A 17,105-nucleotide genomic window follows, 5' to 3' on the forward strand; every position below is an offset into this window, starting at 1 on the left:
GTCGCTTTGCGCCGTTCAGGCGGCGTCGGTGATCTCCATCCGCACCAGCGTCTGGTTGAGCAGGATGTAAGCGATCTCGCCGAAGGTGACCGGGCCGGTAAAGGCGCCGGTGCGCTGGCCTTCCAGCTCGCCATAGAGATAGTTCAGGATGCAGTTGCAGGAATATTGCCCCGCGCCCGCCGCGCCCGCGCCCTGCGCAAAGGCCTGCGCATAGGAGCCCAGCGCATTGGCCAGCCGATATTCCACCCCGGCCACGACCGGGGCATAGAATTTCACCTCGCCCGCCGCGACATCGACCGACTGGATCGAGACATTGACCAGCGCGCCCGCATAATTCGCCACCAGTGGCAGACGGGTGTCGATGCCGTTTTCGGTGATGTAGCTCGCCAGATCGACCTCGGCCCCGTTGACCGTCGCGGTCTTCGCCGCAAAGCCGCCCTCGGCGAAGCTGAAGGTCAGTTTCGCATCATCGCCCTGCGCGAAGATGTTGAGAATGTCGAGATCGATCGCCACGCCCTCGGGCAGGGCGACATGCAGCAGCACCGCGCCTTCGTCATGGCCCTTGCCGGTGGCGCCGTCGAAGACCTTCGGGGCCTTCTTGCCGATGTCGTCCAGATGCACGCCGGTGATCCAGCCCGCCAAGGGCTGATCGAAGAGGCCCGGCCAGGTCTGCCCGTCCACCGCGAATTGCGAATGCGCGACCGAGAAGGCCGGGATCATGATCATCGTGACGCCGCCGGGCTGGTAGCCTTCGGCGATGCGGGGCAGCTCGTCCACCCACAGATGCCGCGGCGTGGCGCCGCTGGCCTTGGGGAAGGTGGTGCAGAAAAGCTTGTCGCGCACCACCGCGCCGCCGTCCTCGGTGACGAAATAGACGGTGGTGCCGCCGATCCACGCCCCGCGCGGCAACTGCGCCAGAAGCGATTCGTCGCCCGCGATCGCCATCACGTCGCCCGCTTCGATCCGTTTGGCCGCTTCCGCGACCGAGAGCATTTCGTTCTTCATCGGTCGTCTCCGTTCAGAATTTCGCCGCATCGGCCAGCGCAAAGGGGTTCTTCGCCACAAAGTCCCGCAATTCCCCGACTTTTCCGGCCAGCGCCGCCGGCGCCTCCGCGACTTCGCGGCGCAACCGCGAGATCAGGATGCGCGTGGCAAGCGAGGCCGACGACAGATCGGAAGTGCCGGTAAGAACCCGCTTCCAGCGCGGATCGGACAGGTCGGGAATCATGTTTCTCCTCCTCAGGATGTGACGCGGATCACACCAGCAATGCGTTAAAGACCGGTTTCCGCCCTTCCCCCCCGCGCGTGAACCTGCAATGTTAGCGCCAAAGACCCGAAACCGGCCCGCGCGGGCCGCAAGAAAGACCCGGCATGACCGCCATTCTGACCGTCACCCTGAACCCCACCGTCGATCTTTCGATCCACGCCGATCAGGTCGCCCCCGAACGCAAGCTGCGCTGCACCCGCCCCGAGACCGACCCGGGCGGCGGCGGGCTGAACGTCAGCCGGGCGATCTCGGCGCTCGGCGGGCATTCGACGGCTTTCGTGGCGCTCGGCGGGCCGACCGGCGACAAGGTCATGCATCTGCTGGCCGAACAGGGGATCGGCCTGGCTCCCTTTCCGGCCCCCGGCGAGACGCGGCAAAGCCTGACCGTCACCGATGCGGCGACGGGCGAGCAATACCGCTTCGTGATGCCCGGCCCGACCTGGTCCACCAGCGACGTGACGAAGGTGATGGACCGCATCGCGAAGGCGGCGCCGGAAAACGGCATCGTCGTGCTCTCGGGCAGCCAACCGCCGGGCGTGCCCGACGATTTCCCGGCGCGGCTGGCGACGAAGATCTCCCGCACCCGGGCGCGGTTCTTTCTGGATACCTCGGGCAAAGCGCTGCACCAGCTGCTGACCGCCGGGGCGAAGCCCGTCGACGTGCTGCGGATGGATGACCTCGAAGCCGAGGATCTGGCGGGCCGCGCCCTGCCCGCGCGCGCCGACAGCGCCGATTTCGCCCAGGATCTGGTGCGTCGCGGCATCGCCCGCGCGGTCGTGGTGGCACGCGGCGCCGATGGCAACGTGCTGGCGACCGAGACCGAACGCTGGGTGGCGCAGGCGATTCCCGACAAGGTCGTGTCCAAGGTCGGCGCGGGCGACAGTTTCGTCGCCGCCTTCACCCTCAGCCTCGGCCGCGGCCTGGCCCTGCCCGAGGCGCTGCGCTGGGGCGCGGCGGCGGCGGCGGCGGCGGTGATGACGCCCGCCACCGACCTCTGCACGCTTGCTGATGTGAAACGGCTTTTGCGCAGCTCGACGCTCGAGAAGATCTGAGGCCCGAAAACCGAGGGCGAGGGGGGCTCTGCCCCCCGGCTGGCGCCCCCCCGGGATATTTGCCCCAAGGTGAAAGCAGACAGGATTTGCCCTTTCACCTTGGGACAAATATCCCGGGGGGTGAATTTTGGCGCAGCCAAAAGAGGGGGGCCGCGCCCCCCTGCCCGGCCTAGGTCTTGCGCCGCACCATGAGGGTGAGCGCAAAGATCCCGGCCGCCACCGCGACGATCGACGGCCCTGCCGGGGTGTCGAACGCAAGCGAGGCCTGCAACCCGCCCAGCACCGCCAGCGCGCCGATCAGGGTGGCGCCGAGCGCCATCGTCTCGGGGCTGCGCGCCAGTTGCCGCGCCGCCGCGGCGGGCACGATCAGCAGCGCCGCGATCAGCAGCGCGCCGACGATCTTGATCGCCACCGCCACCGTCAGCGCCAGCGCCAGCACCAGCACCAGACGCTCGCGCCGCGGATCAAGCCCCGAGGCCTGTGCCAGCTCCTCGTTCACCGTCGCGGTCAAAAGCCCCTGCCAGCGCCAGGCCAGCACCGCCGCGACCAGCGCCGAACCGCCCCAGATCACCCCCAGATCGGCCCGGCTGACCGCCAGGATGTCACCGAAAAGAAAGGCCGAAAGATCGACGCGCAGCCCGGACAGGAACGAGGCCGCGACCAGCCCGAAGGCCAGCGCCGAATGGGCCAGAACGCCCAGCACCGTGTCCATCGCATGGCCGCGCCCCGACAGGCTGGCCACCGTCAGCGCCATCGCCAGCGCCACGGCGAGCGTGCCCAGATAGACCGAGAGGCCAAAGCCATAGGCCAAAGCCACGCCAAGGATCGCGGCATGCGCCGTCGCATCGCCGAAATAGGCCATGCGCCGCCAGATCACGAAAGACCCCAAAGGCCCGGTCGCCAGCGTCAGCCCGACGCCGCCCAGCGTCGCGCGGGTCAGAAAATCGTCAAGCATCGGCACGGCACTCCGGTCCATGCACATGCGCAGAGGGATGCGGCTTGTGCGGCGCGGCGGGGTCGTGACCGTGACCCTCGTCCTCTTCGTGGTCATGGTCGTGCACATGGCGGTACAGCGCGAAGGCCCCGCCCGTCCCCAGCCCGAACAGCGCGCGATATTCCGGCGCGGCGGACACCACCTTGGGCGTGCCCGCGCAGCAGACATGACCGTTGAGGCACACGACCCGGTCCGAGGACGCCATCACCACATGCAGATCATGGCTGACCATCAGCACCGCGGCGCCGGTCTCGGCCCGGACCTCCTCGATCAGCCGGTAAAAGGCCGCCGTGCCGGGTTGATCAAGCCCCTGCGTCGGCTCGTCGAGGATCAGAACCTGCGGCGCGCCCAGCAGCGCGCGCGCCAGCAGCACGCGCTGGAACTGCCCGCCCGAGAGCCGCGCCAGCGCCCGCGCACCAAGACCCGGAACGCCGACCCGGGCCAGCGCCGCCGCCGCCGCGGCGTCACAGACGCGCTTGGGCAGCGACAGGAAGCGGCGCACCGTCATCGGCAGACCGGCGTCGATATGCAATTTCTGCGGCACATAGCCGATGCGCAGCCCGGGCGCGCGGGTGACCCGCCCGGTCGCCGCCGGTTCGAGCCCGATCAGCGCCCGGATCAGCGTCGATTTCCCCGAGCCGTTCGGCCCGACGACGGTCACGATCTCGCCCGGGGCCAGAGCGAAATCGACCCCCGTCAGCACCACCGCCTCGCCGTGCCGCACGGAAAGATTTTCGGCCGAAATCAACATGGTCACGCCGGACCTTCCGCGCGGGCGCGGCAGGCGGGGCACAGGCCCACCGCCTCGAAACTGGCGCGCTCGACGGCAAAGCCAAGCGCGCCCGCGACCTGATCCAAAGCCGCCCGCACCGGCGCCGCCTGCGCCTCGGCCACAGCGTCGCAATCGCGGCAGATCAGGAACACCGGCGCATGGGTTTCCCCGGGATGCATGCAGGCGGCAAAGGCGTTGAGCCCCTGCACCCGATGCGCCAGACCGGCCTCGACCAGGAATTCCAGCGCCCGATAGGCCACCGGCGGCTGATTGCCGAAGCCCTCGGCGGCCAGACGGTCAAGCACCTCATAGGCGCCCATCGCCCGGTGTGCTTCCAGCAGGATCTGCAACACCCGCTTGCGCACCGGGGTAAAGCGCAGGCCCCGCCGCGCCGCCTCGGCCTCGGCCCGCGCCAGCGTGTCGCCCGCGCAATGGGCGTGGTCGTGATGCGCGAAGGCGCGGCCCGGATCGGTCTTGCCGTTCATGTTACTCTATCACATTTTGCTTGACTTGTTATCTCATAACATAGAGAACCGGCACCCGACCTGCAAGCCTTGCCGAGGACCCCCATGAAACGCCCCGCCCTGACCGCCCTGCTTCTGTCCGCCCTTGCCGCACCGGCCTTTGCCGAGGTGCCGAAGGTGGTGACCGACATCCCGCCGGTGCAAGCGCTGGTCGCGCAGGTGATGGGCGATCTGGGCAGCCCCGCGGTGCTGCTCGAACAGGGCGGCAACGCGCATGACTATCAGCTCAAGCCCAGCCAGGCCGCGGCGCTGCAAGAGGCCGATCTGGTGCTTTGGGTCGGGCCCGAGATGACGCCCTGGCTGGATCGCGCCATCGACGGGCTGCAGGGCCCGGGCAAGGCGCTGGCGCTGCTGGATGCGCCCGGAACGTTGCTGCTTGATTTCGGCGGCAAGCCGCATGTCGGCGGTCCTGAAGGCCACGATCACGACGGGCACGATCACGACGGGCACGATCACGGGGAGCATGGCGAAGACCACCACCACGAGGGGCTTGACCCGCATGCCTGGCTCTCGCCGGTGAATGCGGGCACCTGGCTGACGCTGATCGGCTCGGAACTGGCGCGGCGCGACCCTGAACATGCCGCGACCTATGTGGCGAATGCGGCGCAGGCGCGGCTGCGGCTGGCGATGCTCGACGCGAAACTGATGGCGGATCTTGCTCCGCTCAAGGGGCGCCCCTTCGTCACCTTTCACGATGCCTATGGCTATTTCACCGCCCATTACGGGCTGAGCTCGGCGGGGTCTGTGTCGATGGGCGATGCGGCCGAGCCGGGCGCCGCGCATCTGAGCGCGCTGCGCGCCAAGCTGACCGCGACTGCGGTCGTCTGCGCCTTCCCCGAGGCGAACCACGATCCGAAACAGATCGACATGCTGCTGGAGGGGACGACGGTGAAACGCGGCGCGGCGCTTGACCCCGAGGGCTCGACCCTGACCTATGGCCCCGCGCTTTACGACCAGGTGCTCTCGGGTCTCGGCCAGGCGATGCGCGATTGCCTCGCGCCGTAATCCCTTGTTCTTTTGGGCCTTCCGTGCTGGAGTAAGACCAAGCGGGAGGCCCCATGACATCAGATATCCGCCATTTCGGCACCACCGCCACCGGCCAGCCGGTCGCGGCGATCACGCTGCGCGCGGGCGAGCTGACCGCGCGCATCCTGACCTTTGGCGCGACGCTGCAGGATCTGCGGCTGGCGGGCACGCCCTGGCCTTTGGTGCTGGGGTCGGACCTGCTTTCGGCCTATGAACAGCGCCTGCGCTGGTGCGGCGCGGTGGTCGGGCCGGTGGCGAACCGGCTGTGGCGGGCACAGGTGACGCTGGACGGGCGGCTTTGGCAAGCCCAGCCCAATGACGGCGCGAACCTGCTGCATTCGGGCGCCGAGGGAATCTCGCAGCGCATCTGGACCGTGGAAACGGCCAGCGCCGCGGCGGTGACGCTGCGCCTTGATCTGCCCCATGGCGCGGCGGCGCTGCCCGGCAACCGGGTGATCCGCGCCACCTATCGGCTGGTGCCCCCGGCCACGCTGGAAATCACGTTGGATGCCGAAACCGATGCGCTGACGCTGATGAACCTGGCGCATCACCCCTATTGGAACCTGGACGGCACGGCGACGACGGCGGGGCACAGCCTGTCGGTCGCGGCCGATCAGATCCTGCCCACCGATGCGGAAAACCTGCCGCTGGCCCCGGTGCCGGTCGAGACGCTGAACCTTGATCTGCGCCCCCCCCGCCCGCTGCCCGACCTGCCCCCCGTCGATCACAATTTCTGCCTGTCAGGCAAGGGCTTGCGCCCCGTGGCGCAGCTGACGGGCGCAAAGGGCGTGTGCCTTGATCTGCACAGCGACGCGCCGGGGCTGCAGGTCTATGACGGCCGCGCGCTCGCCTCCGCCCCCTTCCCCGGGCTGATGGGCAGCCCCTATGGCGCCCATGCCGGGGTGGCGCTGGAGCCGCAGCTTTGGCCCGATGCGCCCCGCCATGCCGATTTCCCGCCGATCACGCTTGCGCCCGGCACGCCTTGGCGGCAACGTAGCGCCGTGCACCTGACCCGCCGTCCCGCCGCTTGAAGAGGCCCCATGACCGCGCCTGCCCCCTCGGATCTGACGCAGCTTTTCGCCGATCTGGCCAGCGCCTTCGGCCTGAGCCGCGCCGCCGGGCAGTGCCTGGCGACGATCTGGCGGGCCACCGACACCCCCTCGGCCGAGGATCTGGCGACGGGGCTTGGCCTCTCACGCTCGAATGTTTCGGTCGCGCTCAAGGAATTGCGTCAGGCCGGGCTGGTGCAGGTCAGCCGCAAGCCCGGGCTGCGGCGCGATTTCTTCACCGCCGATCCGAACCCCTGGGCGCTGCTGCGCGCGGGTCTGGCGGAACGGCACCGGCGCGAGATCGCACCGCTGATCGACCGGATGACCGCCCTTGCCCAGGCCGAGGACGACACGCGGATGCAGGATCTGGCCGAAATGGCCGGGGCGGCCTCGCAGTGGTTTTCAAAGCTGATGCGCCGCGATCTGACGGAGCTGATGCAGACGATGGGCGCCGACCGCCCCGAGAAGAAGGCGAAGAAAAAGCACCGGCCCGAGAAGTGAGCCCGCCTACCGCCCGCCCTGCGCCGCGCGTTTGGGCGCGGCAATCGTGCCCGGGGCGATATCGGTGAACCGCGCGGTGGGCTCGTCCATCAGATCCTCGATGAAGATCGACACCAGCTGGCTGCGCGTCGAGACCCCGGCCTTGCGGTAGATCGACGCCGTCTGCGCCTTCACCGTGCCTTCCGACGTGGCGCGCAGACCGGCAATCTCGGCCAGGGTCAGCCCCTTGATCGCGAACAGCGCCACTTCGCGCTCGGCCGCGGTCAGCCGCCATTCGGCGAAGCGCTCGCTCAGCAATTCGGCAAAGGCGGTCGAGGCGCGGCGCAGTTTCTCGGTCGCCACCTCGGCCTCGTGCCGGGCCAGAAGCAGCGCCTGCGCGCCGAAGACCAGCCCCAGCACCAGCCCGAGCGCGGCCGAGATCTCCATCGCCTCGCGCAGTTTCCAGTTGATCGGGGCGACCTCGATGCCCAGCACCGAAAACACGATGTCGGAGACGAAGAACAGCGCGGTCACCGTCTGGACAAGGAACAGCGGCAGCAGCGCGACGCGCAGGTTCAGCCAGGCCGGGCGCCGCCGCGGGCCTTGCGGCGGCGGGGAAAGGTCGGTCGGATCGGTCGGGGCCATGATCGGTCAGGTCCCGTCCGGCCCGGCCCCCGCGGGGCCGCCGGGCCCGGGGCCGCCCGAATGCCCCGGACCACCGGGGCCGCCGTCCGGACCGCCCGGACGCCCGGGACCCTCGGGACGCGGCCGGTCGGCGCCCGGCATCTCGCCGGGCCGCAGTCCGGGCGGAGGGGCCATGCCCCCCGGCCGCAGCCCGGGCGGCGGGGCCATCCCGCCCCGACGCGGCGCGGGCTCGGTGAAATCGCGCAGCACCTCGCCGTTGCGGGGGTCGATCACCACTTCGCGCAGGCCCGCGCCGCCCTCGGCGACGATCCGCACCCGACGCAGCCAGGTGGTCGAGACCTCGATCGAGCGGTAGCCCTCGGCCTGCATCTGCGCGACGATCCCGGCCTGGGTCTCGGCGCGGGCGGCAAGCGCCCCCAGCGCCAGGCTCAATGCCAGCGGCGCGACGGGGGCAAGGCGGGGCAGGCGCGATCGCATGATCTCACTCCGAAAAAGGCGCGCCCCTCCCGCAGGATCGGGGCGCGCTCAGGAACCGCCGGACGCGGGCGCGCCCTGGCGAAAGCAGTACATCTGTCCGGGCCCCCCGACAACGGCCGCGCGCATCGTGAGTGGCGGCCCGGTCCGGTGTCGAGGTCAGTCCAGCGGCAGACCGGGCCGGGCCCCGCCCGTCCGATCCGCCCGTCACGTCTGGGGGACGGGACACCGATCTGTCGCCCGCCGCCGCCGGAAAGGCAATTCAGCGAAAGGTATAAACCGGCGAAGGTGAGGCGGAAATCCGCGCCATAAACTTTGGTGTAGGGGCCGAAAACGCAAAAGCGGCGCCCCGGGCGCCGCCTTTGTCGAGCCAGTCCGCCGGGCGGATCAGATCTTCATCTCGACGCCCAGATGCTTCGCCACGGTGAAGATGTCCTTGTCGCCCCGCCCCGACAGGTTGATCACGATGATGTGGTCTTTCGGCAGACCCGGCGCGATCTTCATCACATGCGCCAGCGCATGGCTGCTTTCCAGCGCCGGGATGATGCCTTCGGTACGGCAGCAGAACTGGAACGCCTCCAGCGCCTCCATGTCGGTGATCGAGACATATTCCGCCCGCTTGATGTCATGCAGCCAGCTGTGTTCCGGCCCGATCCCCGGATAATCAAGCCCCGCCGAGATCGAATGCCCTTCCAGGATCTGCCCGTCCTCGTCTTGCAGAAGATAGGTGCGGTTGCCATGCAGCACGCCCGGCCGCCCGCCGGTCAAGGACGCGCAATGCTGCATCCGGTCATCGACGCCCAGCCCCCCGGCCTCGACCCCGATGATCCGCACCGACGGGTCATCGAGGAACGGATGGAACAGCCCCATGGCGTTCGAGCCGCCGCCGACACAGGCGATGATCGTGTCGGGCAGACGGCCTTCGCCCTCCTGCTCCTCCAGCTGCCAGCGGGTTTCCTTGCCGATGATCGACTGGAAATCGCGCACCATCGCCGGATAGGGCGCAGGCCCCGCGACGGTGCCGATGCAGTAAAACGTGTCGCGCACATTCGTCACCCAGTCGCGCAACGCGTCGTTCATCGCGTCCTTCAGCGTGCCCCGCCCCGAGGTCACCGGCACCACCTCGGCGCCCAGAAGCTTCATCCGGAACACGTTCGGCGCCTGACGTTCGACGTCGGTGGCGCCCATGTAAACAATGCATTGCAGCCCGAACTTCGCGCAAACGGTGGCCGTCGCCACGCCATGCTGACCGGCGCCGGTCTCGGCGATGATCCGGGTCTTGCCCATGCGCCGGGCCAGCAAAATCTGCCCGAGCACGTTGTTGATCTTGTGCGCGCCGGTGTGGTTCAGCTCCTCGCGCTTGAGGTAAACCTTCGCGCCCCCCAGCTCCTCGGTCATCCGCGGCGCGAAATAAAGCGGCGAGGGACGGCCGACGTAATGCTTCCACAGCGCGTCCATCTCGGCCCAGAAGGTCGGGTCGGTCTTGGCGTGCTCATACTGCGCCTCAAGCTCAAGGATCAGCGGCATCAGCGTCTCGGACACGAACCGCCCGCCATGAATGCCGAAGCGGCCGTTGTCATCCGGAGCCGTCATGAAACTGTTGAGCCGATCTTCCGCCATCGCCGTCCCCTTTGTCCTTCACGCGCCAACAGCAGATAGCGCGCCCCCCCCTCGGGGTAAAGTTCCTGTTTCTTCTTGGCACAAATACGCTGGGGGTCCGGGGGTGAAACCCCCGGCCTACCCCTGCGCCGCCGCGACAAAGGCGGCCATCCGGGCGGCCTCCTTGACCCCGGGCGCGCTTTCGACGCCCGAGGAGACATCGACCTGAAGCGCCCCGGTCAGCCGCACCGCATCGCGCACGTTCTCGGGCGTCAGCCCGCCGGCCAGCATCCACGGACGTTGCCAGACCCGGCCCGCAATCAGCCGCCAATCGAAAGCCAGCCCGTTGCCGCCCGGCAGCGCCGCGCCCTTCGGCGCCTTCGCATCGACCAGGATCTGATCCGCCACGGCCTCGTACTCGGCGATCGCCGCCAGATCGGCCGCCTCGGCCACGCCGACGGCCTTCATCACCGGCAGGCCGAAGCGCGCCTTCACCTCGGCCACCCGGGCAGGGCTTTCCTTGCCATGAAGTTGCAGCATGTCCAAGGGCACCGCCGCGGTGATCGCCTCCAGAGCCGCGTCATCGGCATCGACGACCAGCGCCACCTTGGCCAGCCCCACGGGTGCGGCAAGCGCCAGGTCGCGGGCGGCGGCGATCTCCAGATGGCGGGGGGAGCGGGGGAAAAACACAAGGCCGATGTAGCCCGCCCCCGCCGCGGCGGCAGCCTCCACATCGGCCGGTGTTCTCAGCCCGCAGATCTTGCAGCGCACCCCGCCGGGGCGGCCACGGTTGATGGCGACGGTGACCACGGCGCCCTCAGGCGCGGGGCTTGTCGAGCAGCGCCAGAACCTCGTCTTTCGGGCCTTGCGTCTTTTCCTTCAGCCGGCCCAACTCGCGCTCCAGCGTCGCGGCCTGTTTCGTCGCCTTGCGGGCGGTCTTGCGAAAGCGATGCTCGCGCAGATATTCCCAGACGAAGCCGACGCCCAGCCCCAGCAGCATCCCGCCGAAGAAGACGAAGAACAGCGGCACCGGCAGATGCAGGTTGAAGCCGACAAAAGCCTCGATCTCGGAGGTCAGCAGACTGAGCGTCACCACCTCGCGGTTGGACATCGCCAGCGTCACCAGAACGAGGATGAGGCAAGCCAGGAACAGGTAGCGGATCGCGCGGAACATCGGGTCTTACTCCTCTACCCCGTTCAGCCGGTCGCGCAGAAGCTTGCCGGTCTTGAAGAAGGGCACGTGTTTTTCATCGACCGCGACCGATGTGCCGGTGCGCGGATTGCGCCCGGTTCTAGCGTCCCGTTTCTTCACCGAAAAGGCGCCAAAGCCGCGCAGCTCGACCCGATCACCGCGGGCCATCGCCTCGATGATCTCGTCGAAGATCGTGTTCACGATCTTCTCCACGTCGCGCTGAAACAGATGCGGATTCTCTTCGGCGATCTTGGCGATCAATTCAGAGCGGATCATGCGTCATCTCCCCCGTCACCCGGCTCGACCCGGACTGGTTCTTGCCCAGACTATAGGGGGAATTTTCCGCGACACAAACAGCAATGGCTTGGAAAGGCGGGAAATTATCGCCTGCCATCGCGGTTTCGGCCCCGATCTGCGGCGCTCGGACGCAGTCCTCCATCGGCTGACCCTGCGGAAAGGCGGTTTCAGCCCCGATGCGCAACCCCGTGGCGAATCGCACAAAGGAAAAGGCCCCGCAAAAGCGGGGCCTTTCCGATCCCTTGCGGGAAAGATTATTCGCGGCCCTTGAGCGCGGCGCCAAGGATGTCGCCGAGCGAGGCGCCCGAGTCGGACGTGCCGTATTGTTCCACGGCTTCCTTCTCTTCGGCGATCTCGCGCGCCTTGATCGACACGCCCAGCTTGCGGGTCTTGCTGTCGATGTTGACAACGCGCACGTCGACGTGATCGCCGACCTGGAAGCGCTCGGGGCGCTGGTCGGCACGGTCGCGGGCCAGATCCGAACGGCGGATGAAGGACTTCATGCCGTTGTATTCGACCTCGATGCCGCCGTCTTCGATCGCGGTGACGTTCACGGTGATGACCGAGCCACGTTTCACGCCATCGACCGCATCCGAGAAGGTGTCGGCATCCAGCGCCTTGATCGAGAGCGAGATGCGTTCCTTGTCGGTGTCGACTTCGGTGACCGCCGCGCGCACGACGTCGCCCTTGCGGTATTCCTGGATCGCTTCTTCGCCGCGCTTGTCCCACGACAGGTCGGACAGGTGCACCATGCCGTCGATGTCGTTTTCGAGGCCGATGAACAGACCGAATTCGGTGATGTTCTTGACTTCACCCTCGATCACCGTGCCGACCGGATGGGCATCGGCGAAGGCTTCCCACGGGTTGCGCAGGCATTGCTTGAGGCCCAGCGACACGCGGCGTTTCGCGGTGTCGATCTCGAGCACCATGACGTCGACTTCCTGCGAGGTCGAAACGATCTTGCCGGGGTGCACGTTCTTCTTGGTCCAGGACATTTCCGAGACGTGAACCAGACCCTCGACACCGGCTTCCAGCTCCACGAAGGCGCCGTAATCGGTGATGTTGGTGACGCGGCCCTTGTGGACCGAGCCCAGCGCGAATTTGGTTTCCACCGAATCCCACGGGTCGTTCAGCAGCTGCTTCATGCCGAGGCTGATGCGGTGGGTGTCCTTGTTGATCTTGACGACCTGGACCTTGACGGTCTCGCCGATCGTGAGGATCTCCGACGGGTGGTTGACGCGGCGCCAGGCCATGTCGGTGACGTGCAGCAGGCCATCGACGCCGCCGAGGTCAACAAACGCACCGTATTCGGTGATGTTCTTGACCACGCCGTCGACGATCTGACCTTCGGTCAGGTTGCCGATGACTTCGGCGCGCTGTTCGGCTCGCGATTCTTCCAGGATGGCGCGACGCGAGACAACGATGTTGCCACGGCGACGGTCCATTTTCAGGATTTGGAACGGCTGTTTCAGACCCATCAGCGGGCCGGCATCGCGCACCGGACGGACGTCCACTTGCGAGCCCGGCAGGAAGGCCACGGCGCCGCCCAGATCGACGGTGAAGCCGCCCTTGACGCGACCGAAGATGGCGCCATCGACGCGCTCTTCGCTGGCATAGGCTTTTTCGAGACGGTCCCAGGCTTCTTCGCGACGGGCTTTCTCGCGCGAGATGACGGCTTCGCCACGGGCGTTTTCGACGCGATCGAGGTAAACTTCGACCTCGTCGCCGACGGCGATCGAGGGAGCTTCACCGGGATTCGCGAATTCTTTCAGATCGACGCGGCCTTCCATCTTGTAGCCGACGTCGATGATGGCCTGGCCCGCCTCGATGGCGATGACCTTGCCCTTGACGACCGATCCCTCTTGCGGGGTGTCGATCTCGAAGCTTTCCTTCAGGAGGGCTTCGAATTCTTCCATGCTAGCTTTGGCGCACATGCGTTCAAGTTTCCTTTGTATGGGTTTTCTGGCCATGCGGTTGGCTCCGCCGGTCTTTCGTTGCGTATGTCACAAGGGGGCAGACCTGCGCCTGCCCCCCGTGGACGTGGCCCCTATAGGCGGGAATCGCCTGTGGGGCAAGGGTTTTCGGCCCCGGCGCCTCAGTCGATCCGCGTCACCAGCTCCGAAAGCGGCTTGCGCACCTTCTTCATGCCGGCCAGCCAGTCGCCCTCGGCGGCGCGGTAGCCCAGCGGCATCAGCGTGACCGAGCGCAGACCCTTGGCGCGCAGGCCAAGGATGTCATCGACCGCGGCCGGGTCGAAGCCCTCCATCGGGGTGGCGTCGACCTCAAGCTCGGCCGCCTGCGCCAGCGCGATGCCGAAGGCGATATAGGCCTGATGCGCGGCATGGGCGGCGTTCACCTCTTCGGTGCGGGCCAGATACATCGCCTTGAGGTTGTCGTAATAGGGCTGCACCATCTCGCGCGGGATCGCCCGCTCGGTCACATGCAGATCGACGACAGCGTCGATGCGCTCGGCGGTGTAATTGTCCCAGGCGGCAAAGACGACCAGATGCGAGCCGTCCACGATCTGGGTCTGGCCGAAAGCCGCGGCGGAAATCTTCGCCCGCAGCTCCTTGTTGGTGATCACCAGAATTTCAAAGGGCTGCAGCCCCGAGGAGGTCGGCGCCATCTGCGCCGCGGTCAGAATCTTTTCGACCTTGTCTTCGGAAACGGCCTTGGCCGGGTCCATCTTTTTCGTCGCATAGCGCCAGTTCAGGGTATCGAGCAGCATCGAGGGGCATCCTTTCGCGGTTGAGCGTGTGGCCCCAAGATAGGCGCACAGCCGCACGACGCAACGAAAGCTTCTGCGCCTATTTGCACAGCCGTTCGGACACCACCGCGCAGGCCGCCGCGATCGCGTCCTCGATGCTCATGTCCGAGGTGTCGATCACCACGGCATCCGCAGCGGGGCGCAGCGGCGCATCGGCCCGGGTCATGTCGCGCGCGTCGCGCTCCTTCACCTCGGCCAGCACCTGCGCGGCGTCGCCACCCACCTCCAGCCAGCGCCGATGCGCCCGCACCTCGGGGCTGGCGGTGACGAAGAGCTTCACCTCGGCTTCGGGGCAGATGACGGTGCCGATGTCGCGCCCATCCAGCACCGCGCCGCCCGCGCGGCGGGCAAAATCGCGTTGGAAATCAAGAAGCGCCTGCCGCACTTCGGGGATGACGGCGACCTTCGAGGCCGCCTGCCCCGCGTCCAGCGTGCGCAGATCGTCGCGCGCCAGATCCTCGGGCGTCAGCCCGCGCGCGGCGGCCACCGGATCGCCGCCCTTGACGCCGACCGCCCGGTAAAGCGCCCCGGTGTCCAGATGCGCAAAGCCGAACCGTTCGGCCACGGCGCGGGAAATCGTGCCCTTGCCAGCGGCGGCAGGCCCGTCGATCGCCACGGTGAACATCATCTTGAACCTCGCACGGGCTTCAACGTTGCAGTTTGCGTATTTTGACCAAGAAGAAAACCATGGGCTTCTTCTTGGCGCAAATACGCCCTTTCGACCTCAGTCCCGGGTGATGCTGGCGCCAAGATCGCGCATCAGATCCTCGAAGACCGGGAAGGAGGTGGCGATCGGCGAGCCGTCATCGACCGAAATCGACTCCTGGCTGACAAGGCCGAGCACCAGGAAGCTCATCGCGATGCGGTGGTCGATATGGGTGGCGACGGTGGCGCCGCCGGGCACGCCCTCGGGCCCAAGCCCGTGCACGATCAGCGTGTCCTCGTCTTCCTCGACACGGACACCGCAGGCTTCCAGCCCGCGCGCCATCGCCGCGATGCGGTCGCTTTCCTTCACCCGCAGCTCATGCACGCCGCGCATCACGGTGGTGCCGGTGGCGCAGGCGGCCAAAGCGGCCAGCACCGGATATTCGTCGATCTGCGCGGCGGCGCGCTCGGCCGGCACCTCGATGCCCGTCAGGGCCGAGTGGCGCACGCGCAGATCGGCAACCGGCTCGCCACCCTCCTCGCGTTCATTGAGGAATGCGATATCGGCGCCCATCTCGCGCAGCGTGATGAAGAGCCCGTTGCGGGTCGGGTTCTGGCTGACCCCCGGCACAAGGATGTCCGAACCCGGCACCAGAAGCGCCGCGCAGACCGGGAAGGCGGCCGAGGACGGATCGCGCGGCACCGCCACCTCTTGCGCCACCAGTTCGGGCTGGCCCTGCAGGGTGATCCGGTTGCCCTCGGGCGTGGCCTCGACCGTCACCTCGGCGCCAAAGCCGCGCAGCATCCGTTCGGTGTGATCGCGGGTCGGCGTCTTTTCGATCACCACGGTTTGCCCCGGCGCGTTGAGCCCCGCCAGCAGCACCGCCGATTTCACCTGCGCCGAGGCCATCGGCGTCGTGTAGGTGACCGGCACCGGCTCGGCCGCGCCGACCAGCGTCATCGGCAGCCGCCCGCCCGCGCGCCCGTAAGACCGCGCGCCAAACAGCGCCAGCGGATCGGTCACCCGCCCCATCGGGCGCTTGCGCAGGCTCGCATCGCCGGTGAAGGTCGCGGTGATCGGGCTGGTCGCCATGCAGCCCATGATCAGCCGCACGCCGGTGCCCGAATTGCCGCAATCGATCACCTCGGCAGGCTCGGCAAAACCGCCGACCCCCACCCCCTCGACCGTCCAGGCGCCCGGGCCGGTGCGGGTGACGGTGGCGCCAAAGGCCTGCATCGCCTTCGCCGTATCCAGCACGTCCTGCCCCTCGAGCAGCCCGGTGATCCGCGTCGTGCCCACCGAAAGCGCGCCCAGGATCAGCGCGCGATGCGAGATCGACTTGTCGCCCGGCACCGCGGCCACGCCCGAAAGCGGGCCGCCCTTGCGCGACGTCATGCGGATGGGGGAACCGTGAGCGGACATGAAAGCCTCCCTGAATGTCAGGGCCCTGTTAGCGCACCGCGCCCCGACCGAAAAGCCCCGCGTTTCTTCTTGGCGCAAATACGCCCGCGCGGCTCAGGGCTTGCGGAAGGTGGCGTAATCGGGCACGCGGCCTTCGCGCAGGGCCTTTTGCTCGTAGCGGGTCGAGAGCCAGTCGTCCCAGGGCGTGCCGGAATGGGCGACAAGGTCAAACCCGGCCTTCGGCGCCTCGATCAGCGCTTGCTCCATGTAATTCGGGATGTCGGTGGCGACGCGGAATTCGGCGCCCGGGGCAAGGATGCGGTGCAGCGCGCCCAGATAGCCCGGCGTCACGAAGCGGCGGCGATGGTGGCGGCGCTTGTGCCAGGGGTCGGGGTAATTCAGGAAGGCCTTGGCGATGCAGCCCTCGGGCAGCACCTCCATCACGTCGCGCACGTCGCCCGGCCAGATCGCGACATTCGAAACGCCCGCCGCGCGGATCTTGCCCAGAAGCATCGCGACGCCGTTGATGAAGGGCTCGCAGCCGAGGATGTTCACCGCCGGGTTGCGCGCGGCCATATGGACCATATGCTCGCCGCCGCCGAAGCCGACCTCCAGCCAGAGCGGCGCGTCCTTGCCGAAGATCGTGCCGGGATCAAGGATCTCGCGGCCCGGGTTGTCCTCTTTCGAGATGCCGCCGGGGGTGAGCGAGGCCAGATCCTCGCTGATATAGGTCTTTTGCGAGGCCCGCATCGTCTTGCCCGAACGGCGGCCATAGAAATTGCGCCACTCCGGTTGCGGGGCGGGCGCGGCGGTCTCGGGGGTTTCGGGGCTCTCGGTCATGGGGCTGCGCCTTAGGGCCCAAAGGGGCCCCCGGTCAAGAGGGATGCGCTGCGATGATTTCGCCTCGGGCAAGCCCGAGG

Annotated in this window: 20 protein-coding genes; 4 read left to right on the forward strand and 16 right to left on the reverse strand. The window is 67.9% G+C overall.

Annotated features, from left to right (window positions below; all coding sequences use genetic code 11):
• Positions 1–15 precede the first annotated feature (15 nt).
• The gene (locus FBT96_RS06350) at positions 16–1,005 is read right to left on the reverse strand and encodes a DUF6976 family protein (protein ID WP_136905484.1); all 990 of its coding nucleotides are present in this window, start codon (positions 1,003–1,005) and stop codon (positions 16–18) included.
• 13 nt (positions 1,006–1,018) lie between these two features.
• Positions 1,019–1,228, reverse strand: coding sequence for a hypothetical protein (locus FBT96_RS06355; RefSeq protein WP_136905485.1), 210 nt, complete (start codon positions 1,226–1,228; stop codon positions 1,019–1,021).
• A 143-nt stretch (positions 1,229–1,371) separates the two neighbouring features.
• On the opposite strand from FBT96_RS06355, the gene FBT96_RS06360 reads away from it, so the two are divergent.
• Positions 1,372–2,319, forward strand: a complete 948-nt coding sequence (locus tag FBT96_RS06360; protein ID WP_136905486.1) for a 1-phosphofructokinase family hexose kinase — start codon at positions 1,372–1,374, stop codon at positions 2,317–2,319.
• 169 nt (positions 2,320–2,488) lie between these two features.
• Here the strand turns inward: FBT96_RS06360 and FBT96_RS06365 are convergent, their stop codons facing one another.
• The 3 genes from FBT96_RS06365 to FBT96_RS06375 are packed head-to-tail and all read right to left on the reverse strand — an operon-like array spanning position 2,489 to position 4,570.
• Positions 2,489–3,274: a metal ABC transporter permease gene (locus tag FBT96_RS06365; RefSeq protein ID WP_136905487.1), complete on the reverse strand. Its 786-nt coding sequence runs from the start codon at positions 3,272–3,274 to the stop codon at positions 2,489–2,491.
• Positions 3,267–4,064, reverse strand: coding sequence for an ATP-binding cassette domain-containing protein (locus FBT96_RS06370; RefSeq protein WP_136905501.1), 798 nt, complete (start codon positions 4,062–4,064; stop codon positions 3,267–3,269). Before FBT96_RS06370 ends, FBT96_RS06365 begins: the two co-directional genes overlap by 8 nt.
• A gap of 2 nt (positions 4,065–4,066) precedes the next feature.
• Positions 4,067–4,570, reverse strand: a complete 504-nt coding sequence (locus tag FBT96_RS06375) for a Fur family transcriptional regulator (RefSeq protein ID WP_136905488.1) — start codon at positions 4,568–4,570, stop codon at positions 4,067–4,069.
• Between the two features lie 84 nt (positions 4,571–4,654).
• On the opposite strand from FBT96_RS06375, the gene FBT96_RS06380 reads away from it, so the two are divergent.
• The 3 genes from FBT96_RS06380 to FBT96_RS06390 are packed head-to-tail and all read left to right on the forward strand — an operon-like array spanning position 4,655 to position 7,185.
• A complete protein-coding gene (locus FBT96_RS06380) occupies positions 4,655–5,614 on the forward strand; it encodes a zinc ABC transporter substrate-binding protein (RefSeq protein ID WP_136905489.1) in 960 nt (319 codons plus the stop codon).
• A gap of 53 nt (positions 5,615–5,667) precedes the next feature.
• Positions 5,668–6,666 (forward strand): aldose epimerase family protein, encoded by a 999-nt coding sequence (locus FBT96_RS06385; protein WP_136905490.1) that lies wholly within the window; start codon positions 5,668–5,670, stop codon positions 6,664–6,666.
• A gap of 9 nt (positions 6,667–6,675) precedes the next feature.
• Entirely contained in the window at positions 6,676–7,185 is a 510-nt protein-coding gene (locus FBT96_RS06390) for a GbsR/MarR family transcriptional regulator (protein ID WP_136905491.1), read from the forward strand.
• A gap of 6 nt (positions 7,186–7,191) precedes the next feature.
• Here FBT96_RS06390 and FBT96_RS06395 read toward each other — a convergent pair whose 3' ends face one another.
• The 11 genes from FBT96_RS06395 to trmB all read right to left on the reverse strand — a co-directional run bounded on the left by FBT96_RS06395 (position 7,192) and on the right by trmB (position 17,025).
• Complete coding sequence (locus tag FBT96_RS06395; protein WP_136905492.1) at positions 7,192–7,809, reverse strand: helix-turn-helix transcriptional regulator; 618 nt, start codon at positions 7,807–7,809, stop codon at positions 7,192–7,194.
• A gap of 6 nt (positions 7,810–7,815) precedes the next feature.
• On the reverse strand, positions 7,816–8,286 hold the full coding sequence (locus FBT96_RS20995; protein ID WP_212635359.1) for a hypothetical protein: 471 nt from the start codon (positions 8,284–8,286) through the stop codon (positions 7,816–7,818).
• A gap of 384 nt (positions 8,287–8,670) precedes the next feature.
• Positions 8,671–9,903, reverse strand: coding sequence for a tryptophan synthase subunit beta (trpB, locus tag FBT96_RS06405; RefSeq protein WP_136905493.1), 1,233 nt, complete (start codon positions 9,901–9,903; stop codon positions 8,671–8,673).
• Positions 9,904–10,020: 117 nt separating this feature from the next.
• A complete protein-coding gene (locus tag FBT96_RS06410) occupies positions 10,021–10,692 on the reverse strand; it encodes a phosphoribosylanthranilate isomerase (RefSeq protein ID WP_136905494.1) in 672 nt (223 codons plus the stop codon).
• A 7-nt stretch (positions 10,693–10,699) separates the two neighbouring features.
• Positions 10,700–11,056 carry a lipopolysaccharide assembly protein LapA domain-containing protein gene (locus FBT96_RS06415; RefSeq protein ID WP_055210006.1) on the reverse strand — a complete coding sequence of 119 codons (357 nt, stop codon included), beginning with the start codon at positions 11,054–11,056 and terminating at the stop codon, positions 10,700–10,702.
• 6 nt (positions 11,057–11,062) lie between these two features.
• Positions 11,063–11,350, reverse strand: coding sequence for an integration host factor subunit beta (gene ihfB, locus FBT96_RS06420; RefSeq protein WP_110805943.1), 288 nt, complete (start codon positions 11,348–11,350; stop codon positions 11,063–11,065).
• A gap of 275 nt (positions 11,351–11,625) precedes the next feature.
• Entirely contained in the window at positions 11,626–13,305 is a 1,680-nt protein-coding gene (rpsA, locus tag FBT96_RS06425) for a 30S ribosomal protein S1 (RefSeq protein WP_136905495.1), read from the reverse strand.
• Positions 13,306–13,466: 161 nt separating this feature from the next.
• Positions 13,467–14,099, reverse strand: a complete 633-nt coding sequence (locus FBT96_RS06430; RefSeq protein ID WP_136905496.1) for an NAD(P)H-dependent oxidoreductase — start codon at positions 14,097–14,099, stop codon at positions 13,467–13,469.
• Positions 14,100–14,178: 79 nt separating this feature from the next.
• Positions 14,179–14,766, reverse strand: a complete 588-nt coding sequence (locus FBT96_RS06435) for a (d)CMP kinase (protein WP_136905497.1) — start codon at positions 14,764–14,766, stop codon at positions 14,179–14,181.
• A gap of 96 nt (positions 14,767–14,862) precedes the next feature.
• The gene (gene aroA / locus FBT96_RS06440; RefSeq protein ID WP_136905498.1) at positions 14,863–16,206 is read right to left on the reverse strand and encodes a 3-phosphoshikimate 1-carboxyvinyltransferase; all 1,344 of its coding nucleotides are present in this window, start codon (positions 16,204–16,206) and stop codon (positions 14,863–14,865) included.
• Positions 16,207–16,299: 93 nt separating this feature from the next.
• Positions 16,300–17,025 carry a tRNA (guanine(46)-N(7))-methyltransferase TrmB gene (gene trmB / locus FBT96_RS06445; protein WP_136905499.1) on the reverse strand — a complete coding sequence of 242 codons (726 nt, stop codon included), beginning with the start codon at positions 17,023–17,025 and terminating at the stop codon, positions 16,300–16,302.
• Positions 17,026–17,105 lie beyond the last annotated feature (80 nt).

Origin of the sequence: Rhodobacter capsulatus (assembly GCF_005144475.1) — a bacterium.
In the GTDB taxonomy this organism is placed as follows: domain Bacteria; phylum Pseudomonadota; class Alphaproteobacteria; order Rhodobacterales; family Rhodobacteraceae; genus Rhodobacter; species Rhodobacter capsulatus_C.

What these genes read in the sequence shown, in the direction of transcription:
- FBT96_RS06350 (WP_136905484.1), bottom strand. Translation starts at nt 1,005, where the DNA reads ATGAAGAACGAAATGCTCTCGGTCGCGGAAGCGGCCAAACGGATCGAA.
- FBT96_RS06355 (WP_136905485.1), bottom strand. Translation starts at nt 1,228, where the DNA reads ATGATTCCCGACCTGTCCGATCCGCGCTGGAAGCGGGTTCTTACCGGC.
- FBT96_RS06360 (WP_136905486.1), top strand. Translation starts at nt 1,372, where the DNA reads ATGACCGCCATTCTGACCGTCACCCTGAACCCCACCGTCGATCTTTCG.
- FBT96_RS06365 (WP_136905487.1), bottom strand. Translation starts at nt 3,274, where the DNA reads ATGCTTGACGATTTTCTGACCCGCGCGACGCTGGGCGGCGTCGGGCTG.
- FBT96_RS06370 (WP_136905501.1), bottom strand. Translation starts at nt 4,064, where the DNA reads ATGTTGATTTCGGCCGAAAATCTTTCCGTGCGGCACGGCGAGGCGGTG.
- FBT96_RS06375 (WP_136905488.1), bottom strand. Translation starts at nt 4,570, where the DNA reads ATGAACGGCAAGACCGATCCGGGCCGCGCCTTCGCGCATCACGACCAC.
- FBT96_RS06380 (WP_136905489.1), top strand. Translation starts at nt 4,655, where the DNA reads ATGAAACGCCCCGCCCTGACCGCCCTGCTTCTGTCCGCCCTTGCCGCA.
- FBT96_RS06385 (WP_136905490.1), top strand. Translation starts at nt 5,668, where the DNA reads ATGACATCAGATATCCGCCATTTCGGCACCACCGCCACCGGCCAGCCG.
- FBT96_RS06390 (WP_136905491.1), top strand. Translation starts at nt 6,676, where the DNA reads ATGACCGCGCCTGCCCCCTCGGATCTGACGCAGCTTTTCGCCGATCTG.
- FBT96_RS06395 (WP_136905492.1), bottom strand. Translation starts at nt 7,809, where the DNA reads ATGGCCCCGACCGATCCGACCGACCTTTCCCCGCCGCCGCAAGGCCCG.
- FBT96_RS20995 (WP_212635359.1), bottom strand. Translation starts at nt 8,286, where the DNA reads ATGCGATCGCGCCTGCCCCGCCTTGCCCCCGTCGCGCCGCTGGCATTG.
- trpB (WP_136905493.1), bottom strand. Translation starts at nt 9,903, where the DNA reads ATGGCGGAAGATCGGCTCAACAGTTTCATGACGGCTCCGGATGACAAC.
- FBT96_RS06415 (WP_055210006.1), bottom strand. Translation starts at nt 11,056, where the DNA reads ATGTTCCGCGCGATCCGCTACCTGTTCCTGGCTTGCCTCATCCTCGTT.
- ihfB (WP_110805943.1), bottom strand. Translation starts at nt 11,350, where the DNA reads ATGATCCGCTCTGAATTGATCGCCAAGATCGCCGAAGAGAATCCGCAT.
- rpsA (WP_136905495.1), bottom strand. Translation starts at nt 13,305, where the DNA reads ATGTGCGCCAAAGCTAGCATGGAAGAATTCGAAGCCCTCCTGAAGGAA.
- FBT96_RS06430 (WP_136905496.1), bottom strand. Translation starts at nt 14,099, where the DNA reads ATGCTGCTCGATACCCTGAACTGGCGCTATGCGACGAAAAAGATGGAC.
- FBT96_RS06435 (WP_136905497.1), bottom strand. Translation starts at nt 14,766, where the DNA reads ATGATGTTCACCGTGGCGATCGACGGGCCTGCCGCCGCTGGCAAGGGC.
- aroA (WP_136905498.1), bottom strand. Translation starts at nt 16,206, where the DNA reads ATGTCCGCTCACGGTTCCCCCATCCGCATGACGTCGCGCAAGGGCGGC.
- trmB (WP_136905499.1), bottom strand. Translation starts at nt 17,025, where the DNA reads ATGACCGAGAGCCCCGAAACCCCCGAGACCGCCGCGCCCGCCCCGCAA.